18 protein-coding genes, 2 tRNA genes and 3 pseudogenes are annotated in these 24,586 nt (G+C 66.5%); 15 read left to right on the top strand and 8 right to left on the bottom strand.

All coding sequences use genetic code 11. From position 1 onward, the window contains the following. Positions 1-58 precede the first annotated feature (58 nt). Positions 59-3,160, top strand: coding sequence for a fibronectin type III domain-containing protein (locus ACFWJX_RS24715; protein WP_383247000.1), 3,102 nt, complete (start codon positions 59-61; stop codon positions 3,158-3,160). Between the two features lie 473 nt (positions 3,161-3,633). On the opposite strand, the gene ACFWJX_RS24710 is transcribed toward ACFWJX_RS24715, so the two are convergent. Next, positions 3,634-3,715 (bottom strand) — tRNA-Gly (locus tag ACFWJX_RS24710). Positions 3,716-4,217: 502 nt separating this feature from the next. Here ACFWJX_RS24710 and ACFWJX_RS24705 point away from each other — a divergent pair. From ACFWJX_RS24705 to ACFWJX_RS24685, 5 genes are all read left to right on the top strand, one after another. After that, complete coding sequence (locus ACFWJX_RS24705; protein WP_383246998.1) at positions 4,218-4,985, top strand: hypothetical protein; 768 nt, start codon at positions 4,218-4,220, stop codon at positions 4,983-4,985. A gap of 649 nt (positions 4,986-5,634) precedes the next feature. Next, positions 5,635-6,201 (top strand): HNH endonuclease, encoded by a 567-nt coding sequence (locus ACFWJX_RS24700; RefSeq protein WP_383246995.1) that lies wholly within the window; start codon positions 5,635-5,637, stop codon positions 6,199-6,201. Between the two features lie 14 nt (positions 6,202-6,215). Further along, positions 6,216-6,851 (top strand): hypothetical protein, encoded by a 636-nt coding sequence (locus ACFWJX_RS24695; protein WP_383246992.1) that lies wholly within the window; start codon positions 6,216-6,218, stop codon positions 6,849-6,851. Next, complete coding sequence (locus ACFWJX_RS24690; protein ID WP_383246989.1) at positions 6,842-7,129, top strand: nucleotidyltransferase domain-containing protein; 288 nt, start codon at positions 6,842-6,844, stop codon at positions 7,127-7,129. The genes ACFWJX_RS24695 and ACFWJX_RS24690 overlap by 10 nt, the downstream gene beginning before the upstream one ends. A 547-nt stretch (positions 7,130-7,676) precedes the next feature. Continuing rightward, positions 7,677-9,377: a hypothetical protein gene (locus tag ACFWJX_RS24685; RefSeq protein WP_383246986.1), complete on the top strand. Its 1,701-nt coding sequence runs from the start codon at positions 7,677-7,679 to the stop codon at positions 9,375-9,377. Positions 9,378-9,817: 440 nt separating this feature from the next. On the opposite strand, the gene ACFWJX_RS24680 is transcribed toward ACFWJX_RS24685, so the two are convergent. After that, a complete protein-coding gene (locus ACFWJX_RS24680) occupies positions 9,818-10,915 on the bottom strand; it encodes a DUF1152 domain-containing protein (protein WP_383246983.1) in 1,098 nt (365 codons plus the stop codon). Between the two features lie 80 nt (positions 10,916-10,995). Here ACFWJX_RS24680 and ACFWJX_RS24675 point away from each other — a divergent pair, with 80 nt between their 5' ends. From ACFWJX_RS24675 to ACFWJX_RS24665, 3 genes and pseudogenes are all read left to right on the top strand, one after another. Continuing rightward, positions 10,996-11,736 carry a GntR family transcriptional regulator gene (locus ACFWJX_RS24675; RefSeq protein WP_383246980.1) on the top strand — a complete coding sequence of 247 codons (741 nt, stop codon included), beginning with the start codon at positions 10,996-10,998 and terminating at the stop codon, positions 11,734-11,736. Positions 11,737-12,012: 276 nt separating this feature from the next. Continuing rightward, a complete protein-coding gene (locus tag ACFWJX_RS24670) occupies positions 12,013-12,450 on the top strand; it encodes an ATP-binding protein (protein ID WP_383246977.1) in 438 nt (145 codons plus the stop codon). Between the two features lie 95 nt (positions 12,451-12,545). Further along, positions 12,546-13,274: pseudogene (locus ACFWJX_RS24665) on the top strand (GntR family transcriptional regulator). A 13-nt stretch (positions 13,275-13,287) separates the two neighbouring features. Here ACFWJX_RS24665 and ACFWJX_RS24660 read toward each other — a convergent pair. After that, the gene (locus tag ACFWJX_RS24660; RefSeq protein WP_383246974.1) at positions 13,288-13,614 is read right to left on the bottom strand and encodes a hypothetical protein; all 327 of its coding nucleotides are present in this window, start codon (positions 13,612-13,614) and stop codon (positions 13,288-13,290) included. 163 nt (positions 13,615-13,777) lie between these two features. Between ACFWJX_RS24660 and ACFWJX_RS24655 the strand changes: the two genes are divergently transcribed. Continuing rightward, entirely contained in the window at positions 13,778-14,128 is a 351-nt protein-coding gene (locus ACFWJX_RS24655; RefSeq protein WP_093799046.1) for a hypothetical protein, read from the top strand. 67 nt (positions 14,129-14,195) lie between these two features. Here ACFWJX_RS24655 and ACFWJX_RS24650 read toward each other — a convergent pair whose 3' ends face one another. Next, a complete protein-coding gene (locus tag ACFWJX_RS24650) occupies positions 14,196-14,348 on the bottom strand; it encodes a hypothetical protein (RefSeq protein ID WP_383246972.1) in 153 nt (50 codons plus the stop codon). Between the two features lie 43 nt (positions 14,349-14,391). Between ACFWJX_RS24650 and ACFWJX_RS24645 the strand changes: the two are divergent. Next, a pseudogene (locus tag ACFWJX_RS24645) lies at positions 14,392-15,499 on the top strand (FtsK/SpoIIIE domain-containing protein). Positions 15,500-15,561: 62 nt separating this feature from the next. After that, positions 15,562-16,566: pseudogene (locus tag ACFWJX_RS24640) on the top strand (tyrosine-type recombinase/integrase); the annotation flags it as partial. A 49-nt stretch (positions 16,567-16,615) separates the two neighbouring features. Here ACFWJX_RS24640 and ACFWJX_RS24635 read toward each other — a convergent pair. Further along, positions 16,616-16,689 (bottom strand) — tRNA-Gly (locus tag ACFWJX_RS24635). Between the two features lie 558 nt (positions 16,690-17,247). On the opposite strand from ACFWJX_RS24635, the gene dcd reads away from it, so the two are divergent. Further along, positions 17,248-17,823, top strand: coding sequence for a dCTP deaminase (dcd, locus tag ACFWJX_RS24630; RefSeq protein ID WP_073493851.1), 576 nt, complete (start codon positions 17,248-17,250; stop codon positions 17,821-17,823). Positions 17,824-17,830: 7 nt separating this feature from the next. Then, positions 17,831-18,340, top strand: coding sequence for a phosphoribosyltransferase (locus ACFWJX_RS24625; RefSeq protein WP_383246969.1), 510 nt, complete (start codon positions 17,831-17,833; stop codon positions 18,338-18,340). Positions 18,341-18,436: 96 nt separating this feature from the next. Here ACFWJX_RS24625 and ACFWJX_RS24620 read toward each other — a convergent pair whose 3' ends face one another. Continuing rightward, positions 18,437-19,189 (bottom strand): LppX_LprAFG lipoprotein, encoded by a 753-nt coding sequence (locus ACFWJX_RS24620; RefSeq protein WP_383246966.1) that lies wholly within the window; start codon positions 19,187-19,189, stop codon positions 18,437-18,439. A gap of 392 nt (positions 19,190-19,581) precedes the next feature. Between ACFWJX_RS24620 and ACFWJX_RS24615 the strand changes: the two genes are divergently transcribed. Continuing rightward, positions 19,582-20,967 (top strand): phosphatase PAP2 family protein, encoded by a 1,386-nt coding sequence (locus ACFWJX_RS24615; RefSeq protein ID WP_383247116.1) that lies wholly within the window; start codon positions 19,582-19,584, stop codon positions 20,965-20,967. 74 nt (positions 20,968-21,041) lie between these two features. On the opposite strand, the gene ACFWJX_RS24610 is transcribed toward ACFWJX_RS24615, so the two are convergent. Next, the gene (locus ACFWJX_RS24610; RefSeq protein ID WP_383246964.1) at positions 21,042-22,055 is read right to left on the bottom strand and encodes a Yip1 family protein; all 1,014 of its coding nucleotides are present in this window, start codon (positions 22,053-22,055) and stop codon (positions 21,042-21,044) included. A 117-nt stretch (positions 22,056-22,172) separates the two neighbouring features. Next, positions 22,173-24,464, bottom strand: a complete 2,292-nt coding sequence (locus ACFWJX_RS24605; RefSeq protein WP_383246962.1) for a (Fe-S)-binding protein — start codon at positions 24,462-24,464, stop codon at positions 22,173-22,175. Positions 24,465-24,586 lie beyond the last annotated feature (122 nt).

The raw sequence follows: 24,586 nt of genomic DNA, 5'->3' as shown, positions 1-24,586 counted from the left end.
CGAGCCGTGCTGCCACAGGTGGGTGGTGTGCCGGGCCTGAGGAAGGATGAAGCCCCAGATGGGCAGACCCGTTCCCCCGCAATCCCGTGTCAGGGCGCCGTACCGGCTGCTGTGGCCGGTCACCGCCGCTGCCGGAGCCGCGCTCGTCGCCGGTACCGTGCAGCCCCCGGCGCAGGCCCGGCCGGACGCGGCGCCGGTCGCGTCCGTGACCTGCTCCGCCGGGGTGTGGAAGGCCGACTACTACCCCAACACCACGCTCACCGGCACACCCCGCAAGTCACTGTGCGACAGCTCCGTCAACGAGAGCTGGGGCAGGGGCCATCCCGCCGGGATATCCCTGCCCAACGACCGCTTCGGCGTCCGCTGGACGATGCGCCGCAACTTCGGCGGTGGCGGCCCCTTCCTGCTGAAGACCGCGGCCCAGGACGGCGTCCGGGTCTGGATCGACGGCAAGCGCCACGTCAACCTGTGGCGCGACTACACCTCCACCCAGCGCGCGAGCGTCAAGGTGACCGTGCCCGCCGGGACGCACACCGTGCGGGTCGACTACGTGGCCGTCACGGGCTCGGCCGACGTCGCCGTCAGCCTTGCCCCGACCACTCCGGACAAGACCGCCCCGTTGGCTCCCGCCTCCGTGAAGGCGGCGCGCGGTGACGGCCGGGCCACCGTCAGCTGGGCCCGCAACGCCGAGGCCGACCTGGCCGGTTACCGGGTCTACCGCTCCACCAGCACCCCCGTGGCGATCGACACCGCCCACCGGATCAGTGGCTCCGGCCTGCTGACCGGCAGCGCGTTCACCTCGACCGGGCTGCGCAACGGCACCAGGTACTGGTTCGCCGTCACCGCCGTGGACCGCGCCGGCAACCAGTCCCGCGCCTCCGCCAACGTCTCGGCCGTACCGGCCGACACCACCCCGCCGAAGGTTCCGGACATCCTGGGGGCCGACGGCTACGGCGACAACGACCTCAACGGCAACGGCGTGGCCGACCCCGACGACGACCTGGGCGAGAACCACCTGAGCTGGGGCCCGAGTTGGGACGACGACTACACCACCCAGGACGCCTTCGCCGGCTACCACGTCTACCGCGCCACCGCCCCCGCCGGCCCCTGGACCAGAATCAGGAGCGCCGACGCCCGAGTGGTCCAGGACAACGCCTACGCCGACAAGGACGCGCCGATCGGCGTCACCGCGTACTACCGGGTGACGGCCGTCGACACCGCGGGCAACGAGTCGGCCCCGGCCACCACCGAGGCCGGTGAGTACGCCCGGACCGTCGCCTCCGCGCTCCGCCCCGACACCGGGCTGTACCCGCCGCGGCAGCCCACCGGCCTCACGGGCGAGCTGAACGACGGCAACGCCGCGCTGGACTGGGCGGACAACCCGGTCGGCAGCCCCGTACACGGCCTGACCGCCGGCTACCAGGTGCAGTCCGCCACATCGGCGTCCGGCCCCTGGACCCTGCGCGTCGGCGAGGAGGCACCCCTCACCTCCTCGCAGTTCACCGACACGGCCCTGCCCGTGGGCGGCACCCGTCACTACCGGGTGCGCGCCGTCGGCAAGGCCGTCGACGCCGACACACCGCGCGCGTACTCGGCCTGGACCGAGCCGGTCGCCGTCAGCCGCCCGCTGCCGCCGGACACCACCGGGCCCGCCGCGCCCGCCGCACCCGAGGTCACCGCACCCGACGGCGGCACCACCGCCACCCTGACCTGGACCACCAACGGCTGGCCCGGCTACGACCAGGACTTCGCCGGGTACCAGATCACCCGCGGCGACAGCCCCGACGGCCCGTTCACCGACGCCGGAAGCCCCCGCACACCCCAGTGCGCCGCCGTGCCCGGCACCGAGGAGCAGGTCCGCTGCACCCTCACCGACGGGCCGATCGCCGCCGACGCCACCCCGTACTACCGGGTCGTCGCGGTCGACCAGTTGGGCAACCGCTCCTCTGGCACCGTGGTCCAGCTGAAGCGGCCGGCCCCGCCGGCGCCCAAGCCGTCCACACCCACCGGACTGACCGCCACCCGCGTCGACAGCGGCATCCTCCTCGACTGGGACGACTCCCCGGCATCGGAGGTCTACCTCTACTACCTGTACCGCACGACCTACGGCAGCCCGTGTGCGAGCGCCGACACCTTCCACACGGCCGACTCCTACTACGTCGACACCAGCCCGTGGCGCATGGCCCGTTACTGCCTGACGGTGCGCAACTTCGTGGGCGGCTACAGCGACCCGATCTGGATCGACGTCTCCGACGAGCCCGCCCCCGCCCCACAGACGCCCGAGATGCCGACCGCCACGGGTACCACCGACGGCATCCGGCTGACCTGGCCGGGCAACGACCCTGCCGCCGCCCGCTACGAGATCTGGCGCCGCACCGAGACGGATCCCGAGTACATCAGGACCGCCGACATCCCCGCGACGGCCTCCCCGGACTGGACCGACACCGGTGCACCGGCCGGAGTGCCCTCCTGCTACCGGACCGTCGCCGTCAACGCGACGGGAGCTCGCTCGGGCCTCTCCGAGGACACCTGCGCGGTGCGCCCGTACCCGGAGGGCGCCGAGCGCCCCGACCGGCCCGCGGAACTGGCCGCGCGGCAGGACGGCGACCACGCGGTGCTGTCCTGGCAGCCCGTGCCCGGCGCGACCGGCTACGTGGTCTACCGGTACTGGGGTGACGCCGCCAACCCGGGCACCCGGGTCCAGGACCAGCCCGTGACGGGCACCACCCTCACGGACACCGCCGCCCCCTCCCCCTCCGCCAACGCCTACTACGCGGTCGTGGCCGTCGACGCCGCCGGCGTGCGCTCCGAGGCCGCGGTGCTGCCGTGGATGGGCGACGGATACGGCGCCTCCATGACCCTGGCCGCCGGCGGCTCCACGGACGGTGTGCTGCTCACCTGGAAGTGGTCCTGCCAGAACGACTGGTGCCCGGCACCCTCCTCGGTCGCGATCCAGCGCTGGAACCCGGCCACCCAGGTGTGGGACGAGCTGACCTCGACCCTGCCCGGCACGGCCGTGTCCTACCTGGACACCACCGCACCGTCCGGGACCACTTCCCACTACCAGGTCCAGGTCTACGGCCAGGACGGCGACACCCCAGGCCAGATGGGCTACGGAGCGGTCCCCGGCACTCGCCCGGCACCCCCCACCGCCAACTGAAGCCCCACCCCCGCACCGCCCGGCCACCCGTCACCCCGACGGGCGGCCGGGCTTGGGCCTTGTCGGCCTCGCTCCACTTCCACGGCCAAGCCATACGATGCGCGCCTCGCCGGCGCCCCCGGCCGCCGCTGCAAGTGGCGGCCGCCCGGCCGACTCCCCCCGCCCGACAGCCACCGGGGTGCTTCTGCGAGACCTACCACCAGGGCTCCTGGTACGACTCCGGGTCCGAGTACTTCACCCCGGCCACCAACGGCAGCTCGCCGTGACCACGGAGGCGCCGGGCGGCTCCGCCCTCGGGGCCCGCACGCGCGCGTGTACATCGACGGTGCCGCCGGCGTAGGACCAGCGCCATGTGTCCGCAACAGTCGCGGTGGTCAGGTAGCCCGGGGGTGGGTTCGTTCTCCCGCCGGCACGCGGCTAGTGATCGCAGAGCACAGCAAAAAGGCCCGGGTCGATGACCTGGGCCTTCTCCATGGAGCGGGTGACGAGAATCGAACTCGCGCTCTCAGCTTGGGAAGCTGGGGTGCTCCAAGGCTCGTTGCCACACTCACCTGCGATGACAGATCGCGGGACCCTGACGGCTCGTCGAGTCAGTCCCCGGTATTCCCCGTGGTTCCCCGGACGATCTGGCACGCGTCTGGCACGGTCCCTCCTCCGGACTGCGGGTGGGACGGTCACTGTTGAGTTACTCACCTGCCCGTCGGATGCCCCTCACGAGCCAAGCGACGTGTGAGGAAACTACATCTTCGAACTTGCGCAACAACATGGGAATATGGGTAGTTCTTCCAATCCATCCGCGTTGAACCGAGCGCCGGCGACCAGTGGTTCGACTAGGCCGTCGGGGCCCGGGACGCGCAGCAAAGCGAAGGGACGCCTGCCCGTGCAGTCTTCAGGGCCGACGAGCAACGCACGGACTGCTGGACCTGTGTCGACCAGCGTGGTGCGAGCTGCCATCGCTGTGTGCCGCGATGCTCTGCATTGGCGCGACGATCTACGTGGCATCCTCTTGGCAGCGGGAGTCCCTCGCCAACTCTATGAACGGTACGACCAACTCGGGATGAGCAAAGCGAAGATGGCGCGGGCCATCTTCGACGAGTTGCACGAGCAAGGTTCGGCTGGGTACGTGGTTCAGCGCAAGATCATTGAAGAGCTTTGCAGCATGCGGAGGCCGCACGCAGATGCTCCGGACCAGAAGGCTGGTTCGGAAGCGCTGACCGAGTTGAAGCGAGCGGCCCAAGACCACAAGATCCTTGTCGACCCGGAGGTTGCAGCCGCAGCTGCCCGCCGAGCTGCCGACAAGAGAAGGGTCCAAGTACTTCAAGAGCGTCAGCAGCTCCTAGGAGAGCTGCGGCCCAAGTTCCTGAACCTCGTACGGCAAGACGCTGGCGAGGCAGCCCAACGGCGCGGATACGAGCTTGAGAAGCTTCTGGCGCAGCTCTTCCGAGCTTACGACCTCGACTATCGTCCGTCTTACCGCACTATCCACGAGCAGCTCGACGGTTCGTTTCACTTTCGAGGCTTCACCTACCTCGTCGAGGCGCGTTGGCGGACGGCCCAGCCGGACTTGGGTGACCTGCTCGACTTCAAGGGAAAGGTCGACGGCAAGCTCGACAGCACCCGCGGCGCCTTCGTCTCGATGTCGGGGTACGACACCGAGGTTCTTGACCACTTCGTGCGCAACTCTCGAGGCAGTCGGAACAACATCATCATGTTCACGGGGCGCGACATATCTCAGCTGTTTGAGGGACGCATCGGCTTGGTGGACGCACTAACCAAGAAAGTGGACGCAGCCGAGCAGGAGGGCCGGGCTCTATGCGAACTGTAATGGGGGCGAAGCTTCAAAAGGCAGAAAGAGAAGAACGCACCCCTGCCACGCTGACATTCGCTTTAAGAGTTCGATCCGGGCCCGCTCCGGCTGGGGCCGTCGATTGGCGTGACGGCCGGACACGGGCTCCCGCGTATGCCCCCGTCCGGCGTCGTTCATGTCAGCCGTGGATGTCAGCGACCTTCTGATCCGTAGTTCTATGTGGATCGGTCAACTACGGGCATACAGGTCACGCATTGGGTCGGAACAGGTGTCACCAACCGATATTGGCCGCTGGGGTGCTGTACTTCCCAACTGTAGGGCGGAGGTCTGTGAACTCGGCTTCTCGGTCGCGCTGGCTGCTGTGCCTCGTGCTGTGTAGCGCCACGTCGCCAGTGATCGAGTCTCACGCCGTCGAAGCACTGCATCCGCGTCGGCTGATGCTCACTCAACATCGCGATGTGCCCAAATCCCGTTCCGAGGGTCTTGGCCAGTGGGACAATGGCACCTGGTACGGCTGTTCCTGGAGGTTGCAAGTATGGCAGCAAGCTCGAGAAATCGGGTAAAGCTCTCCCAGTCCGCAAAAGACATACTTTGGTCAGAATCTGGTGGCCATTGTCAAAATCCGGGATGTCGAGTTGATCTACACGCATTTATAGACCAAGTGCACGTGGCCGAGCTTGCACACATCATTCCAGCAAGTACTAAGGGGCCGCGTGCAACAGAGGGTGCGGACCTCACAGAGTCAGAGCGTGCTGATCCAACGAACATTCTCGTGCTGTGTCCTACATGCCATACCATGATTGATAAAGGCTTTAGTCACTACCCGGCAGGGGTATTGCGTCGCTGGAAAGAGCGGAGCCAACGAGCGCGTGCCGTCGCTTTCGGGACGCCGCAGTTCACGTCGAGGACTGAAGCGCGGGCGGCTGTAGAACCCCTTTTGGGTGCCAACCGCGCAGTTTTTCAGCTATACGGCCCACTCGACGACGTATTCGATGACACTCGCGCCGATCAGTGGAGTCGGCATGTGGTGGATACGGTCATCCCAAACAATAGGGCCTTGCTGCACCTCCTCCAATCGAATCGCGACTTGCTGACAGTCGCCGAGAAGACAACTCTCGATATCTTTGCCATACATGCCCAGCAGCTTGAGGAGCGCCACCTGGAGGGAAACTGGACTCCAGGGTCCACGCGATTTCCCGAGGAGATGAACTCGATTATGAAGGGTGACGTATGAGTGTCCGATCTTGGGTGATCAAGCAGCTCAAGGACTCCGGGGAAAACGTCCAGGCTGTCGGCGAATGCGGTGTGAGGGTGGCGCGTGTAGGCCGGCCAGATGCTACGGGATACTGTGTGGAGCCGGACAGCTTGCCATTTACCGTGCCCATGCTTGAAGAGGCGCTTGGAGATCTACCCGAAGCGGGAATGGTAATCGTGACCAGGCGCCCGGTTGAGCCTGATGTTCATTCGAGAGCACTGGAACTCGGTGTTTGTGTGGATACTTTTGGTGGCTTCAACCGCGCGATCACATTTTTGGACGATATCTCAGATTACATCCACCCTGAAGAGGCTTATTTCAGGAAGCGCATGGTTTCAACAAGGGCTGTGGTCTCCGTGAGTCGTCGAGGTCACCGGGCATGGGAGCTGCAGCGAATCAATGGGCTCCGATCGTTGATCGTGGTGACCCATGACCGCTATGAGCTGACCGATGAAGGATTCTCCGGTATTCTTGATCAGTATCCAAGCCTCGACATTGATGCGCTAGTTATCACTAACCCTTCAGCGCAAGGCTTCGGGAAGCGCGTGGTTACTAGCGCTCGCGAAGCCAATGTTCCCCTGTTTAAATTGGACGACTTCGCCAGTAGGATCCGCGATAGATGGACCTGAGGCGACGTTGGCCAGTCCTCGATGAGCTATGCAAGTGCGCCGTTGGCTTCCCTGACATGGAGATCTGGGCGTTCGGATCGATGCTGCGGTCGGAGCGACCACGCGACTTGGATGTCCTGATCATCTACAGCTGCCGAGAGGATGTGGCTGGTATCCGAGAAATGGGCTTTTGGGAACTCTCATTGCCGCCCGTGGAAATCATTGCTATGACCCGGGATGAGGAATCTCACTACGACTTCATAAAGATAACTAACGCTAGGCGACTGATTCCAGCTTGAGTCCTCGGCGGCTGGCAACCGTTCGGGTTGTCGCCCAAGATCGCTCTCCTGTCTGCTGGCGGGGAGTCGGTCTTCGTGGACGGATGGGAGGTGTACGAGGACGACGCCAAGACCGAGGCCGGCGCGCGCACTGGGCTCCGATGCGGTTCAAGCCCTGAAGCGGCGCTGCGTTCAGCAGGACAAGCACCGCAGGGAGTGGGGGAGCGCCTGGATAGAGATCGGCCGCGTCGTCACCCAGGGAAAACGGCGAGATGCTGCCCCCGCCAACGTCACACCTGCTTCAGGAGAGAGGCTGGGGCGCCTGGGCAGTGACCTGCGACTTCACTGGCCGAGCTGCGATAGCTCGTACGTACGTTCAGCCCACGAGGGTGCTTACCCCTACGGCTGCCAACGGAAAATTACTTAAGGGCGCACCGATTCTGGTCTTACCATCGAACCTGAAGTCCTCGATGCCGTTCGAGGCCCAGTGTTGGGGCTGGAAGCCAGGGGGGAAGAATTAGTGAATCCAGATGGTTCCATTCGGATTAGATGGTGGCTTCCTGACGGCTTGAGTAAAGAGGTTTTGAAAGCCCTCAAGCCGACCCTAAAGAAATTTGAGGGCGTCGATCTAACGTGTGCCGGTTGCGAAAACGACATCGAGATCCATCATGATGTCCTTCTGGCAGTGCAATTGATCAAGCAAGATGGCGGATTGGGGATATTCCTTACACACCCAACATGCGCCGCCCCGCGCGTGAGATTCGATCCGGCTGACGTTCCCTTTGCGCAAGGTTCGAATACGGGCCAGATTCACCACCTGACGGGATTGAGGCCCTCCGGTGAACCAGTAATGCTGATTGATATTGCCGCGTTCGTGCATAGCCTCCCCCCACGGCATAGAAACGCCGAATCAGCCACCAAACTATATGCAGAAGCCCATGGATTCGAACTCTCAAAAAACTCCACTCCGTCGCACCTTCTGATTTCTCATCGCCAGGATTCGAGAATGACGGTAATTGGCGATCGAGCATTCATCTCGCGCAGCGGGTTCGGAATTGTTGACGAGGTGGATTTGTCGTCAGCTAACTCGCACTGGAAAAAGGCAGTCGCCAGAACGGGAATTGTTGAATTTATTGCAGGGGTGGGCTTGCTGAGGTTCGGCCCTCCGGACTTCGGAGAAAGATACTCTGCGCTCGCACACGGGCGAGTTCGCGCCACGACGCTTGACGCGTCCAGTGCAATCGCACCGCTAGAGAACCCGGACGAAGCGGTCTACAAGGTGTTACAGATTGCCCCGGGAATGGATCCAACAGTCTTCATGCTTGACTCAGATGTGATCGTCGGTATCGAACGTTGGTTCTACGGTGCAGGTAGACCGCATACCTCAACGATGCGGCGACAGTTGGAAGGATTGCTGACGCTCCGCACCCTTATCGGACCGATGCGCGTCGACTTCACTCTTGGGGTAGCAGAGAATTGCTGGGGGCGGTTTACTGCTCCGGTGAACCACCACAGGGCAAGGAAGATAATCCGAGCGGTCAATACCGTGCTTAGCCTGGATTCAGAAGCACTGATGGACCTAATGAATCACGACGGAGTGCCAGCGCAGGCAGTTCGAGCCACGGATGCCTTCTCCGTCGGCATGCCCGAGAAGGAGTCTCAACTTCAGACGCTCTCGTACGTGCTCGCGCTAAACCTTCAGCTGCTGTACCGCAAGTCCCGTGGAGCTAACGCACAGCGCAAGCTAAGGCTTCTGTCTGACTATGTAGACGCGTTGGACAGAGATCTCGGCTTTGTGGGCATGTACGAATTTCAAATTGCCTGTGACTTCCTATTCTCCGGCGGCAATACAACCGGATACGCGGAACTGCTCCTCAAGCCAGGAAAAGAGAAGCGAGTTTTGGAGAATAGTTGGGGCGCCGCATGGGATCTCACACATATGAGACGAGCCGATCTCGCACTCCAAGGAATCCACTGGGATATCCCTGAAGTCGCAGCACTGGTCTCGGGAGATCGAGCTCTTCGGATGCTACGAGACAGGCTAACGGTGCAGCAGCCGGTAGTGGTCGATGGAGTTTCAACCCTTCAAATGAAATTGACGCCTCCAAAATTCAAGAGCGATGCCGAAGGTGCGAGGTTCAGGGAAATTCTCGATCACGTTCACGATATCGTTGGCCGCAATTTGCAGGTAACGCGAGAACAGAATATAGAAAAGGCAAAGGGTGTAATTCCTAGACTGGAGTCTCGATTGCTTGCGGCGCCTAGCTGACCCTTCCGGTGGCAAAGGGGGGGCGCTCATGAACACGCACGGGCCCCTTGTTCCCATCCCGTCCGCCGTCGACCCACACGTTTGTGGAGCGGGCGTGGTTCAGGGGCGTCAAGGTGGAGCGCGCCACTGTACGAACGACCTTGACGCCCCTGGGCCGCGTCTGCTCGGCTTTGCCTGGGTCGACGGTGGACGGGATGGGAGCCCACCACGCTCACCACGATGTGCCCGCGGCCGGGAACGGCGCCTCCTCCCACCCGGTGCCGGCCGATCCCCCGCCGGAGGCATCGTTCTTGACCTGCGGGGAGCATCCCGCCCTTGTCCGCATGCACGCAGCGCGCCGCCGGGCGCGGCCAGCCGGGGCGCAGACAGGAGGCAGGCCGCGCCGCAGAGGCGGCGCGCGCCCGCGCCGTGCGCGGGCCTTGAACCAGTAAAGAAGGTTGTTACTCAGTACCGGTAGGGATGCGCCACAGTGGGGCTGCGAACTGTTCCGGTCGGCTGTTGATGAGGAGTCGGCGCAGGTCATCACGCTGTGAGCCGTTGAGGTTCAGGACCTCTGTGAGGTGGCGGAACGTCGTGTGGGTGACTCCGCGGCTTCGGGCCTGTGCCTCGAACTGGGCGAGTTGGGGTAGCACCGACTCGGCGTCGAGCTTCACCGGACGCTGTTCCTTGAGCCAGAGGGCCTTGTTGCGCTCGTAGTCGATTTCGGAGAAGCCGCAGATTTCGCGGCTCAGTGTCTCTGCCTCGTCCAGGGTGGTGGTCGACATGAGGGCGCGGGCCAACTCGTTCCGGCTGACTGCCTCGTCCAGGTCGACCTCGTGGAGCGTCGGGCTTTCGTCGGTGAGGGGGATGGGCAGGCCGGCGTCTCGGACTTCACAGGTGCCGCGTACGCCTCGGGCTGCTGCTGCGAGCATCCCTGTCGCCTCTGAGGGGTGCCACTCCAGGACCTGGCTGATCGGCTCCGTGTCAGTCGCGGTGAAGGTATGGACGAGCGGGCCGAGTACGCCTCGCAGGTCCTCGTGCGACAGCTCGCCGTCCAGGCCGGGGCCTGCGACCAACAGACGTACGGGGGCGTTCATCTGGCAGCACGCTGCCAGTGTCAGGGAGTCGGCGAGTGGGCTTTTCAGCGTCGGTTCATCGCCCCGGGCCAGCAAGTCGCCACCGATGTCGAGGAGATCGATCGACGTCGGCCTGAGGTGGGTGACCAGGTCTTCGACCTGGCGCGTGAGGCCTTCGGCGCCGTGCCGCGGGTCGATCAGCGCGATGGTGTGCGGGAGTTCCGCTGCGAGTCGGGGGAGTGTGGAACCTGCCGGTGCGATCGGACGGGCCTCCGCCGGCACCTTCCAGACGGCCGGGGTGAGCGGTTCGAGGCCGGTGAAGTCGTCGGTTCCTCGGGGGCCCGGTACCGGGTCGATCAGCAAGCGGTCCCACGCGTACGTGAGGATCACCGCTTGGTCGCCGTCCCCGTACAGGGCGGTGTGAAGCATTGCGGCGGCGACAGCGTCGCCCCCTCCTCCTGCTGCGACGATCAACCGCGTCATGGGCCCAAGACTACGGGTGGGCCCTTGACCACTCGCCCTATAGTGGCCAGAGGCTATAGCCACTTGGACGAGGAGGGGGCATGCCCCAGATCGAGGAAGCTCAGCCGAAGTATCTCCAGATCGCGCACTTCATCCGCGATCAGATCCTTCGGGGCGACCTGCGGCCCGGGGACGAGGTTCCCTCGGAACGGCAGCTGGCGGCTGACTGGAAGGTGTCCCGGCCCACGGCTGCGCGGTCGTTGGAGGCCCTGAGTCATCAAGGGCTCGTCGAGAAGCGGCAGGGGTCCGGCACGTACGTGCGGAGCCTCGAAGTGAACCGGCGTGCCCGCGAGTTGTACGGGCGTGCTCGGCAGACCGGCAAGATCTACACGCCCGGTGAGTACGCGGTGATCACGTCGGCCGGATGGCTGGATGCGCCGGACCACGTTGCTGAGGCGTTGGGCCTGGTGAAGGACCGTCGCGCCGTGCACCGTCGGCGGGTCACCAACAACCAGGACGGGCCCATCACGCTGTCCACTTCGTGGTTTGCGCCGGACGTCGGGCGGAAGGCGCCCAAGCTTCTGGAGCCGGAACGGATCCAGGAGGGCACCCTGATGTACGTCGAGAACATGACGGGACGGCAGGGGAGTTACGCGGAAGACCGCATGTGCGCCCGGCAGGCGACCGACGAGGAGGCGGCAGACCTACAGCTCGATCCGGGATCGGCCGTGCTGATCGTGCATCACGTCGTCTTCGACCTCCAGGACCGGCCGTTGGAGTTCGCCGAAGCCACCTACCCGCCGCAGCGCTGGGCGTTCGAACAGGGATACCCGCTTACCTGACGGTGCGTCACTTCAGCGAACTGCTTGCGCGCCCCAGGTGGCTAATGCCACTATCCAGTAAGTGGCTAAGGCCACTTGATGGGAAGGGGGCACGGAGTGACGAGTCAGCAGCGGCGTCAGGGAGCGCACTTACCTTGTCGGGGTTGCCGGGGACGAGGCTGGAGGCGTGTCAGCTCGCGTACGTCCCTGGCGCTCGCCGCCGCTGCCGACCGCGCCCGCGCCACATCTAAGCGGCGCTGCCTCGACTGCGACGGCAGCGGCAAGGAGTGAGGGCGGATGGCGTACACGATCGACCGCTACCCCTGCGAGGAGTCGCCGCGTCTCGGTGCGATGACCCTGCAGTCGGCCCCGGAGTCCGTACCCCGGGCCCGGCGATGGTTCCGCAAGTTCATCGCCCCGTACAACCCGGCCTGTTCGGTCGACGACTGCGTGCTGATGATCTCGGAACTGGTGACCAATGCCATCCGGTACGGACGGGCGGATGAACCGTGGCTCGTGCGGGTGGAGTGGTTCCGTGAGGAGAGCTCGCTTCGGGTCGACGTCCACAACCCCGGCTTTCCCGCGAACGTGAGGCTTCGGCGCCCGGACGCCAACGACGCGCACGGGCGCGGGCTGCTGCTCGTCGACTCGATCGCCGCATCGTGGCACTCGGGGCCCAGTCGCTTCGGCGGGACGGTGGTCTCCTTCGTGGTCGCCGATGCCTGGCCGTCGTGAGGAGGGGAACACCTTCCGTTGGTACTGCGCCGGCGGATTCGTCGCTAGTCTGGTTGACCAGTTGACTTGGCCAATCTGGACAGGCGGCGGCGTTCATGGCGTATGAAGTGGAGGCACCGAAGTACGTCCGCCTCGCTCAGACCATTCAGCAGCGCATCGAAGACGGCACGTACCCGCCCGGTACCCGGGTGCCCAGTGAGAACCAACTGGTGCAGTCCTTCGGGATGTCCCGCCCGACCGTCGTCCGGGCGCTGGAGCTGCTGAAGCGTGACGGCTGGCTGGAGTCCCGGCAGGGGTACGGCACGATCGTGCGCGGGCGCCCGGCGGGCGTCGAGCAGAAAGACCGCCGGGGGAGCGAAGCGCTCGCTCGTGACGAATCCCGGACCGCAGGGCGGCTCGTCGAGGTCGGTCGTGTCTCCGTTCCGGCGCGCGTCGCCTCCGCGCTCGGGCTGCCGAAGCGTGCGAAGGTCCTCATGCGCCGGTTTCTGGTCGAGGAGGACGGCGAACCCGTCGAGTTGATCTCGTCCTACTTCCCCGCCGGCCTGGTCGAGGGCACCGAGTTGGAGAGCGCCGACCCCTTGAGCGGCGGTACCCGGGCTCACCTTGAGTCGCGGAAGAAGGTCCGCTTCGACCACGTGACGGAACGGGTCTCGGCTCGACTGCCCTAGCGCGAGGAAGCGGAGCTTCTGGGGCTTCCGGAGGGTGTGCCCGTCCTCAGCGTCCTGGTCATCGCGTGCGACGCCTCCGGGCAGGCGTTGCAAGTCTCTGACGTGCTGCTTCCTGCCGATCGGCAGGAGCTGGAAGATACCTACCGCCTGAACTGAGCCTGATCAGGGACTAACCGCCCTCCCGGCCGGGAAGCGGCGCGCCTCGGAGGAATGCTCGGTAGGCGTCCGCGGCGGCATCCTCCACAGCGGGGCCCGCCGGTCCGTACCGCGTGTCACGCCGGTCGCGCTTCGGCCCGGAGATCCAGAACGCCTCATCGGTTCCGACGTCGTAGAAGTTGGCGTCGAACATGCCGATGCCCGTCGCGCGCCGCAGCGTCCGTCCGTGGAAGTAGGCGGTCTTCCAGCTCTTGGAGAAGTCCACCCACCCGATCCACGAGGGTCCGCGGTCGGTGTCGTAGCCCGTCTTGAGCTGTACGAACATGATTCGGCGAGGCATGACCCCAGCTTGGCCGGTCACGCTCCTCCAGCAAACCGAGTTTGTAGATCAGCCCGACGGCCAATCTCTCTAGCTTAACAAGTCAACTTGGCATCTCTAACTTCGAACTTGCTAAGTCAACTTGTCAGGTGGCGAGTTGATCGACTCAGAAGGAGAAATCTCTGTGCGTGTGATCCGCGTTGACGCCTCGACCGCCACGATCCTGCTCACCGAAGCGCCGGCGCCGAAGGTGCGCGACCGACAGACCGGTGAGATCGCCAAGGACGCCGTGAGCGGTGAGGCGCTGATGACCATCGGCGTCGTCTACATCGACGAGGGGGAGTCGTCGCTGATCCAGGTCACCATCCCCGAGAGCGGTGTGACGGACGGCCTGACCGTCGGCGCCCCGGTCTCCCTCCCCGGTCTCGTCGCCCGGCCCTGGCAGAGCGTGTTCAACGGGCGGGAGCGGCACGGCATCGCCTACCGCGCCACGGCCGTCATGCCCGGCGCGTTCCAGATGGCTCAGGCGGGCTGATCGACGTGACCGACCTGGTGACGTTGGCCGAGCTGGGCGGACCACTCGCTGCGATAGGCGGCGCAGCCTACGCCCGGCACGCCCACCCGGCGGCGTACTGGTCCACGGTCGGGCTGCCGCTCTCGGTGGCCCGGCTGGTGGCCTCGTACTCCTCGACCATGGATGCGTGCGAGCTGACCGTCGAGCCGTCCCGCTGGCGGGCGCTGGCTGTTCGGGCCACCACTCGGCGGGAGGTCCGACCGGTTCCCCCGCGCCGCGGAGTGATCCGGCCCAACTCGACGGGCCTCCGCGTACGGCTGCGGCTCGCCCCCGGGCAGGAACCCGGCGGACGTGGCCGCCTCGGCCGAACGGCTGCGGCACGCCTGGGGCGTTCACGCCGTGTATGTGCGGGACGTCAAGCCCGGTGTGGTCGAACTCCGGCTCGTCGGCTACGACGTCTTACGCAAGGTGCGGATGCCGCGCCGCGTCGGCGGCGGGCTTCTGCGAGTGCCGGTGGCCCTGCGGGAGGACGCGACCGCGTTCGTCCGCGACTACCGCGCCGTACCGCACGAACTCGTCCTCGGCGCCACGCTGTCCGGCAAGTCCATGTACCTGCGCCACCTCATCACCAACCTCGCGGAGCAGCCCGTTGCCCTGGTCGGCATCGACTGCAAGCGCGGTGTCGAGTTGGCGCCCTTCGCCCCGCGGCTCTCCGCGCTGGCGACCGACTCGGACGAAGCGGCCGAGTTGCTGCCGGACCTGGTCAAGGAAATGGAGGATCGATACGACCTGATCAAGGCCCGACAGGGCATCGCGCCCGGCACCCCGGACGAGGAGATCACCTCGGACGTCTGGGGCCTGCCCGAGCATGAACGCCCTTCTCCCATCGTGCTGTTCGTCGACGAGGTGGCGGAACTCTTCCTCATCGCCACCCGCAAGGACGAGGAACGGCGGGATGAGATGGTCACCCACCTCATCCGCCTCGCCCAGCTCGGCCGCGCGGCCGGCATCTACCTCGAAGTGTGCGGGCAGCGCTTCGGCGCCGAACTGGGCAAGGGCGCGACCATGCTCCGGGCCCAGCTCACTGGGCGGGTCTGTCACCGCGTGAACGATGAAGCCTCCGCCAAGATGGCGCTCGGTGACATCGCGCCCGAAGCGGTCGACGCGGCCTGCTCCATCGCCCCCGAACTGCCCGGCCTCGCCGTCGTCGGTGACACTTCCGGCGGCTGGTCCCGCATCCGCACCCCGTACCTGTCCCTCGCCGACGCTGCGGCCACCTGCCGGGAATCGGCGCACCTCGCCCCGGACGTACCGGCGCTCACGCCCTTCCGGCCGTACGTCCCGCCAGTGCCCTCAGAGGCGTCCGGGACGGTGACCGTACCCCGCCCGTGACCGAGTAGCCGTACGCGACCCATCGGCCGGCGCGGCCGTACCGCGCCAAGTCCCTACCCCGCCAAGTCCGCCGGGGAGACTGGCGGGACCCCGAAGCGGGCGCGGTGGGCTTCCGGGCCTACGCGGACAAGTGGGTGGAGGAACGCGAACTGGCTCCGCTCACGCGCGACCTGTACCGGTACCTCCTCGACAAGCACCTGACCGCCTTCGCGGACCTGGACCTGGACGAGATCACCGCCCCGCGCGTCCGCGAGTGGCGTGCCGAACGGCTGCGGGCCACGGGCGCCAAGACGATCACCGCCAAGGCGTACCAGCTCCTCAAGGCCGTCATGGAGACGGCCGTGGACGACGAGCTGATCCAGCGCAACCCGTGCCGGATCAAGGGCGCAGGCAAGGAGAAGGCGGCTGAGCGGCGCATCGCCACCGTCGCCCAGGTCGACGCGCTCGCCGAAGCGGTGGGAATGCGGTGGCGGCTGATGGTCTACCTCGGCGCCTACGGTCCGATGCGGCCGGAGGAACTGGCCGGCCTCCGCCGCCGGGACGTCGACCTCGACAACCTCCGCGTCCGCGTCCGCCTCGCCGAGCCGGAACGGATGAACGGGCGACGCGTCCAGGGCGACACCAAGTCGGAAGCCGGGACCCGGACTGTGATCCTTCTTGCATTCCTTCACCGGGAGCTCCGCTGGCACCTCGAGTCGTTCGCCGAGCCGGGGCCCGACGGGCTTCTGTTCGTGGGGGAGAAGGGTGCGCCCTTCCGGCGTAGCACCTTCGGGCGAAGGTGGCGGAAGGCTCGGGAAGTCGTCGGCATGCCCGAGGGCTTCCGCTTCTACGACCTCCGCCACACGGGGCACACGCTGTCCACCCGGTCCGGTGCCACGCTCAAGGACACGATGGTCCGCGCCGGGCAGTCCTCCGAGAAGGCCGCGCTGATCTACCAGCACTCCGACGACGACCGACAGAAGGAAGTCGCAGCCGGCCTCGACGCCACCGTACGGAAGGCGCGGACCGCCGCAGCCAAGGAAGCACGGGGCGAGCCTTCTGGCACGAATCTGGCACGCGGCGAATGAGCACCGAGGAAAGCAAAAAGGCCCGGGTCATTGACCTGGGCCTTCTTCGTGGAGCGGGTGACGAGAATCGAACTCGCGCTCTCAGCTTGGGAAGCTGATGTTCTACCATTAAACTACACCCGCGTAAGACGCCGGTCAGGACCGGTATCTGATCGCGCGGTTACTCTACCTCATCCCTGGCCCCCGGCGCTGAAGCCCTGGGGGCCGAGCGCGTTTCGGGGGAGGGGATCCGGGTGCCTGGGGCTGGAGTTGGGGCGTACGGTGGAGGGGTGGGAGAGGGTCCTGGTGTGGACGGAGTGCCGCCTGGAGGGTCGTCTTGTTCGTCCCGTAATGTGGCTTTCGTCGTCCGGCGAGCAGCAGTCGGACGCGGCTCTTGGGGAAGGGACTCTAGGACTTGATGGAGCGCACCGTCGTCCGTTGTGCCGATGGGCACGTGTTCAGCACCACTTCGTTCCCGATGCAGAAGGCCGAGCGGCTCGGTCCCGGACGGCTCGTCCGGTGTCCTCGGTGTGCCCGGCTCCGCAGTGCGGTGCCGGTGGCCTTCGTGAAGCGGTAGCGAGCAGCGAGCAGCGAGCAGCGAGCAGCGAGCGGCACCGAAAGCAACAACAGCAACAGCAGCAGTCTGGCGCGCGGAACCGTCCTGATGGTGGCGGGTCCGCGCGCCTTGCGTATCCTCGGGGCGTGCTTCTCTCAGACAAGGACATCCGGGCCGAGATCGACTCCGGGCGGGTACGGATCGATCCCTACGACGAATCCATGGTGCAGCCGTCCAGCGTCGACGTGCGCCTCGACCGCTACTTCCGGGTGTTCGAGAACCACCGGTACCCCCACATCGACCCCTCGGTCGAGCAGGCGGACCTCACGCGGCTCGTGGAACCGGAGGGTGACGAGCCGTTCATCCTGCACCCCGGGGAGTTCGTCCTCGCCTCCACCTACGAGGTCATCAGCCTCCCCGATGATCTCGCTTCGCGGCTCGAGGGGAAGAGTTCCCTCGGCCGGCTCGGGCTGGTCACGCACTCCACCGCCGGTTTCATCGACCCCGGCTTCTCCGGACACGTCACGCTCGAACTGTCCAACCTCGCCACCCTGCCCATCAAGCTCTGGCCGGGAATGAAGATCGGGCAGTTGTGCCTGTTCCGGCTCAGCTCCCCCGCCGAGCACCCCTACGGCAGCGAGCGGTACGGGTCCCGGTACCAGGGGCAGCGGGGGCCGACCGCCTCGCGTTCCTTCCTCAACTTCCACCGGACCCAGGTGTGAGCGGCGTATGAGCGACGTACGGGAGAACCTCACCTACGAACGGTTCGGTGTCGCCGTCCGTGAACTCGCCCAGACCATCGCCGACGACGGCTACGAGCCCGACATCGTGCTCAGCATCGCGCGCGGCGGGGTCTTCGTCGCCGGCGGGCTCGCGTACGCCCTGGACTGCAAGAACCTCCACCTCGTGAACGTCGAGTTCTACACGGGCGTGGGCACCACCCTCGAGATGCCCGTCATGCTCGCGCCCGTCCCCAACGCGATCGACTTCTCCGACAAGAAGGTCCTGATCACCGACGACGTCGCCGACACCGGCAAGACGCTCAAGCTGGTGCGGGACTTCTGCCTCGACGCCGTCGCCGAGGTCCGCAGCGCCGTGATCTACGAGAAGTCCCACTCCCTCGTGAAGTGCGAATACGTCTGGAAGCGCACCGACGACTGGATCAACTTCCCGTGGAGTGTCCTGCCCGTAGTACGTAAGTCGGGGGAGCCGGTCACGCCGTCCAAGGAAGCGCTCTGACCTGCGGGATGCCCGCGCACGCTGGATCACGGGGAGGGGCAGGGCCTCTCGGCTGCTCGCCGAGGGCCCTTGATGCCATGACGAGCGACGCGTCAGCTACTCGGGTGCGCTAACCGGCACCGGGGCCCCGAAGTTCTTGAACGTCACGACGTTGCGCGCCGACTTGCCGGACATCTCCAGCCACTGCTCGAAGCGCACGACTCGGCCGGATTCGTTGACCCACACGTCGCAGGCGAAAGTCTTGGTGCCCGTGGCACGCATCCTGTCGTACAGGCGACGGTCCACCGTCCGGAGCTGGTCCTGGGTGACGTTCCCGGAAAGCCGGTACGCCGGGGCGCCGCCCACCTCCTCCGTACCCTTCCGAGCCTCCGGGCCGAGGTCCAGGAGTAGTTGCGCGTAGGCACCGTAGTCGGCCAGGCCCGCGGCTGAGGAGTCGCGTCCCATGCGCTGCCACTGCCCAGCTGCTCCGTCGTCATCGAGGGTCCGCGTGTAGGTGGCGTCCTCCAGCAGGATCGTCTCCGCGTTGAATGCCTGGTCCTCAGGGACACTGTCGGAGGTTTTCAAGGTGAGTTTGCCCGTAAGGGCGGGTCCGTTGAAATTCATCCGGCCGGACATGACGACGCCCGGAACGGGGCCCGTATAGGTCTTTGTCGTGATCTCGGCCGAGTAGGGTGCTGGATCGGCGTTCTTGAGCGCCGCCTCGACTTCGAACACACTCTCGGACCTCGGGGTGGCCGAAGCTTCGTTCTTCGCCGTCGGTGCGGGTGCTTTGCCGGTCTCCCCCGCGCTACAGCCACTGAGCAGGGCGGCGGCCGCGATACCGGCCGCCATGGTGGCCAGGCGGCGCATGGCAGGGGCCCTTCTCAAGTGTGGCTTCGAGTGTGGCTGACAGGCCGCCGAGTGTGTCATGGGCACAGCCAATTGATCCACTCGTTTCACGAGCCAACCGCCATCGGCCTCTCGGCCTCTGAGTGTGTAGGAGTGAGGGCGGGTGCGTGCGGCTGGGGACTTAACCCATTCGTACCGCGCAGCTAACATGTTCGAACTCGCGATGAACGCCCCTATCGACCCTCCTGTGTCAGAAAACCACGCCATTTGGCGTGATAAGTGACTTACTTCTCAAAACTACTAAATCGGTCATCTAATTGATATCTATAGCGTCGCGGGTGTTTTCGCGAATAAAAGGCAGAAACGAGTACTCCTCGTGGCGTCAGCCCCGAGCGATCGTGTGGGCCGTGGGAATGGTCGTGGCCCTCGGATTCCTCATCACGCTGGAACTCGTGGCGCGTCATCTCGGCCTGCCGGGGCCGATGACCACGCAGGCACGGGAAGTGATCTTCCCGCCCAAGTCGGGTGGCCTGCTGTACGCCTCCATGGCGTTGATGATGGTGGTGCTCACCTGGCGACAACGGTTGATCGCCGTCGGCGCCGCGATCGGTATCGACATCGGCTTCCTTGCGGTCCGATGGGTGGCCGGTGTCGAGGTGACCGAAGGCCATCCCTTCGGCAACGGCGCCCTGTGGGTGGTCCTCGGCTGCGCGGTCATCGCCGTCACGCGCCGCACCGGCCGGGAACGCCTGCTGTTGCTGAAGGGGGCAGGGCTGGCCCTGCTGCTGATGGCCGGCCGCAAGACCGGTGACACCTGGCTGCTCATCACCTCGGAGACCCGCCCCCTCGTGCTCGACCAGTACGTGGCGACCGCCGACCACGCGCTGGGCAATCCCTCGTGGCTGGTCGGCCGGGTCGTGACGGCCAGCGGCCCGATCGGCTTCAACTTCCTCGACTTCGTCTACGGCCAGCTCCCGGTTGCCGCGGTCATCGCCGCGCTGTACCAACTGCGCCACGTGGCGGTCGAGCGCCGCTTCCCGCGCCACCACCTGGTACGCACCTTTCTGGTGATCGGCCTCATCGGTCCGGCCTTCTACATGATCTACCCGGTGGTCGGACCGATCTTCGCCTACGGCACGGGCGCCGAGCACTGGGCGGCGGTCAGCCTGTGGGCGCCGGACATGCCGCCCAGCACGCCCTGGGCCGTGGCCGACCTGTGGCCGCAGACACCGCCGCCGCTCCAGACCCCGCACCACATGTCCTTCGACGAGATCACCCCGCGCAACTGCATGCCCAGCCTGCACACGGCGTGGGCCACCGCGATCTTCATCCATACCCGGAAGGGCCCGCGCGTGCTGCGGTTCGCGGGCGCTTTCTGGCTGATCGCCACGCTCTGCGCGACGCTGGGATTCGGGTACCACTACGGCGTGGACCTCATCGCCGGAGTCGTCTTCACGCTCACCATCGAGGCGGCTCTGCGCACCTACGACCACGGCTGGGACCGGTCGGGGCTCCGGTTGACCGCTTACGGCGCGACGGCCTTCACCGCGCTCCTGGTGTCGTATCGCTATCTGCCGTCGGAGATGGCCGAGCACCCGTGGCTGTTCGGGCCCCTTCTCCTGCTGGCGATGGGCTCGGTGGTCTACGGCTATGTACGGACGACCGCACGGTGGGAAGCGAGTCCCGCACCGGTGCGGAAACCGGTACCCGCGCCCGCGCCGGCGCTGGCACCCGCGCCGGCACCTGCACCGGAACCGGCACCGGAACGGGCACCGGCACCGGAATCCGAACTGATCTGAACCGGGGTGCCCCCCCGGACGAGGAAGGCCCCCGGCATTCGCGCCGGGGGCCTTCCTCCTGTCGGTGCCGAGTGTCAGAACGTGCCCAGCTTCACGATCGACAGGATGGCGATCAGCTGGATCGCCGACGCGCCCAGGGCCTTCGGCCAGGGCAGGTCGTGGGAGCGGCTGACCATGAGGGTGAGGAGGGCGCCGGCGGCGACCCAGGTCGCCCAGCCCAGCAGTTGCACGAACGACGCGTCGCCGCCCACGAACATCGCGACGACCAGGCGCGGGGTGTCCGTGAGGGACATGATCAGCATCGAGAGGCCGACCGTGGGCTGCCAGGCGCCGTCGCCGCCGAGCTGACGGGCCAGGCTGTGGGTGACGACGCCCAGGACGAAGGTGCTGAGCACCATCGCCACGGCTGTCGTCAGAACGATCGGGATCGCGTTGGACAGCGTCGCGTTGATCGTGTCCTGGCGCGTGTCGTCGAAGCCGAACACCGCGAGCAGGCCGTAGAGGAAGGTGACGACGAGGGCGGGGCCCCACATCGTGTAGTCCCGCATCCGGAGGAACGTCTGGTTGGGGGACAGTACGACGCCCCGCAGCAGCTCCTTCCAGTGCAGGCGCGGGCCGGTCGGGCTCGCCGGGGCCGCGGCGCCCGCGTGGTACGTCTCACCCTGGTTGTACTGCTGGTGGTCGTCGATCGAGAACGCCTGGGTGTGACCCGGGCTGTTCGCGGCGTACGGGTCGTGCGGGGGCGGCGCGCCGTAGGGGTCGTCGCCGCCGAAGTACTCCGGCTCGCCGCCGCCCTGGCCACCGCCGTTCGTCGGGGGCCACTGCTGGCCTCCGACGCCGCCCCCGCCGTACTGCGGCCGCTGCTGCGGCGGGTACGGCTGCTGCGCCGGCGGGTAGCCGTGCGGCGGCGGCCCCTGGGGCGTCTGCTGCCCGTGGGGAGGGTTATGGGGTCGCGCTTGCGGGGCGCGGCCGTCCCGGCCGCCACGTCCGATCCTGAATCCAGCCACGTCATCGAACGTACCTGGTCCCGGAGAGTGACGTGCGCGGCCCGGCCCTCCGGAAGCGGCTTTGCGGCCGACCTGTGACATCCCCTAAGGGGAGACCCGTACGACCGTCCGGGGGACCCGCGGGGGTGCGGGCCCCGGCACGACGACGCCCCCCGTCCACGCAGGACAGGGGGCGTCGCAACGTACCGTCGTCGGCGGTCACTTCACCGGCTGGGGCTCCGGCTCGTTCTCCGACTCGGCCGCGCCCGCGGGGGGTTCGTCGTCGACCGGGGTCTTGACGGAGTCGAGGAGGAGCTGGGCGACATCCACGACCTGGACGGACTCCTTGGCCTGGCCGTCGTTCTTCTTGCCGTTCACGGAGTCCGTGAGCATGACGAGGCAGAACGGGCAGGCGGTGGAGACGATGTCGGGGTTCAGGGAAAGGGCCTCGTCGACGCGCTCGTTGTTGATGCGCTTGCCGATCCGCTCCTCCATCCACATCCGCGCGCCGCCGGCGCCGCAGCAGAAGCCGCGCTCCTTGTGGCGGTGCATCTCCTGCTGGCGCAGGCCGGGCACCGCGGACATGATCTCTCGCGGCGGCGAGTAGATCTTGTTGTGGCGGCCCAGGTAGCAGGGGTCGTGGTAGGTGATGAGGCCGTCGACCGGGGTCACCGGGATCAGCTTGCCCTCGTCGATGAGGTGCTGGAGCAGCTGGGTGTGGTGGATGACCTCGTAGTCGCCGCCGAGCTGGGGATACTCGTTGCCGATGGTGTTGAGGCAGTGCGGGCAGGTGGCGACGATCTTCTTCGCCGAGCGCGGCTTGCGGGACTCGTCGGTGACCTTGCCGTCGTCGTCGGTCTCCTCGCCGAACGCCATGTTCAGCGCCATGACGTTCTCCATGCCGAGTTCCTGGAACAGGGGCTCGTTGCCGAGGCGGCGGGCGGAGTCACCGGTGCACTTCTCGTCGCCGCCCATGATGGCGAACGTGACGCCCGCGATGTGGAGGAGTTCGGCGAAGGCCTTGGTGGTCTTCTTGGCGCGGTCCTCGAGGGCGCCGGCGCAGCCGACCCAGTACAGGTACTCGACCTCGGAGAGGTCCTCGATGTCCTTGCCGACGACCGGCACCTCGAAGTCGACTTCCTTCGTCCACTCCAGGCGCTGCTTCTTGGCCAGGCCCCAGGGGTTACCCTTCTTCTCCAGGTTCTTGAGCATCGTGCCCGCCTCGGACGGGAACGACGACTCGATCATCACCTGGTAGCGGCGCATGTCGACGATGTGGTCGACGTGCTCGATGTCGACCGGGCACTGCTCGACGCAGGCGCCACAGGTGGTGCAGGACCACAGGACGTCCGGGTCGATGACGCCGTTCTCCTCGGCCGTCCCGATCAGCGGGCGTTCGGCCTCCGCCAGAGCCGCCGCCGGCACTCCGGCGAGCTGCTCCTCGGACGCCTTCTCCTCGCCCTCCATGGTCTTGCCGCCGCCGGCCAGCAGGTACGGGGCCTTGGCGTGCGCGTGGTCGCGCAGGGACATGATCAGGAGCTTGGGGGAGAGCGGCTTCCCGGTGTTCCAGGCGGGGCACTGGGACTGGCAGCGCCCGCACTCGGTGCAGGTGGAGAAGTCCAGCAGGCCCTTCCAGGAGAACTGCTCGACCTGGGAGACGCCGAAGACGTCGTCGTCGCCGGGGTCGGTGAAGTCGATCGGCTTGCCGCCGGACGTCATCGGCTGGAGGGCACCGAGGGCCGTACCGCCGCCGGCCTCGCGCTTGAACCAGATGTTCGGGAAGGCGAGGAAGCGGTGCCAGGCGACACCCATGTTGGTGTTCAGCGAGACGACGATCATCCAGACGAAGGACGTCCCGATCTTGATCATCGCGGTGAGGTAGACGAGGTTCTGCAGCACGCCGACCGACAGGCCCTTGAAGGCGAGGACCAGGGGGTACGAGGCGAAGTAGCCGGCCTCGTAGTGCTCGACGTGGTGGAGCGCGCCCTCCAGGCCGCGCAGCACGTAGATGGCGAGGCCGATGGTGAGGATGACGTACTCGACGAAGTACGCCTGACCGGCCTTCGAGCCCGCGAAGCGGGACTTGCGGCCGGGCCGCGAGGGCAGGCTCAGCAGGCGGATCACGATGAGGACGGCGATGCCGAGGATCGTCATCACGCCGATGAACTCGATGTACAGCTCGAACGGCAGGAACTCACCGATGACCGGCAGCGTCCAGTCGGCCTGGAAGAGCTGGCCGAACGCCTGCGCCAGGGTGGGCGGCAGCGTCAGGAAGCCGACGGCCACGAACCAGTGGGCGAAGCCGACGATGCCCCAGCGGTTCATGCGCGTGTGGCCGAGGAACTCGCGTACGAGTGTCACGCTGCGCTGATAGGGGTTGTCGGTCCGGGTGCCGGCCGGGACCGGCTGGCCCAGCTTGAAATACCGGACGAACTGGCCGATGGCGCGGGCGAGCAGGGCGACGCCGACCACGGTCAGGGCCAGCGACACGATGATCGCGGCGAGTTGCATGGGGGCTCCTCGGGCCTGCGAGGTTTGCGGGGTTCCGTCGGCGGTGCCGACATTACTAAGCGGTAACTTATGCAGTCCGTCTGAGACTACCCCTATCTTCTGCCGCACTGTAGCCGGGTGCG

This window comes from Streptomyces sp. NPDC058335 (assembly GCF_042723915.1).
In the GTDB taxonomy this organism is placed as follows: Bacteria; Actinomycetota; Actinomycetes; order Streptomycetales; family Streptomycetaceae; genus Streptomyces.
Note: the sequence above shows the minus strand (reverse complement) of the source record. Positions and strands in the feature narration are given on the sequence as shown.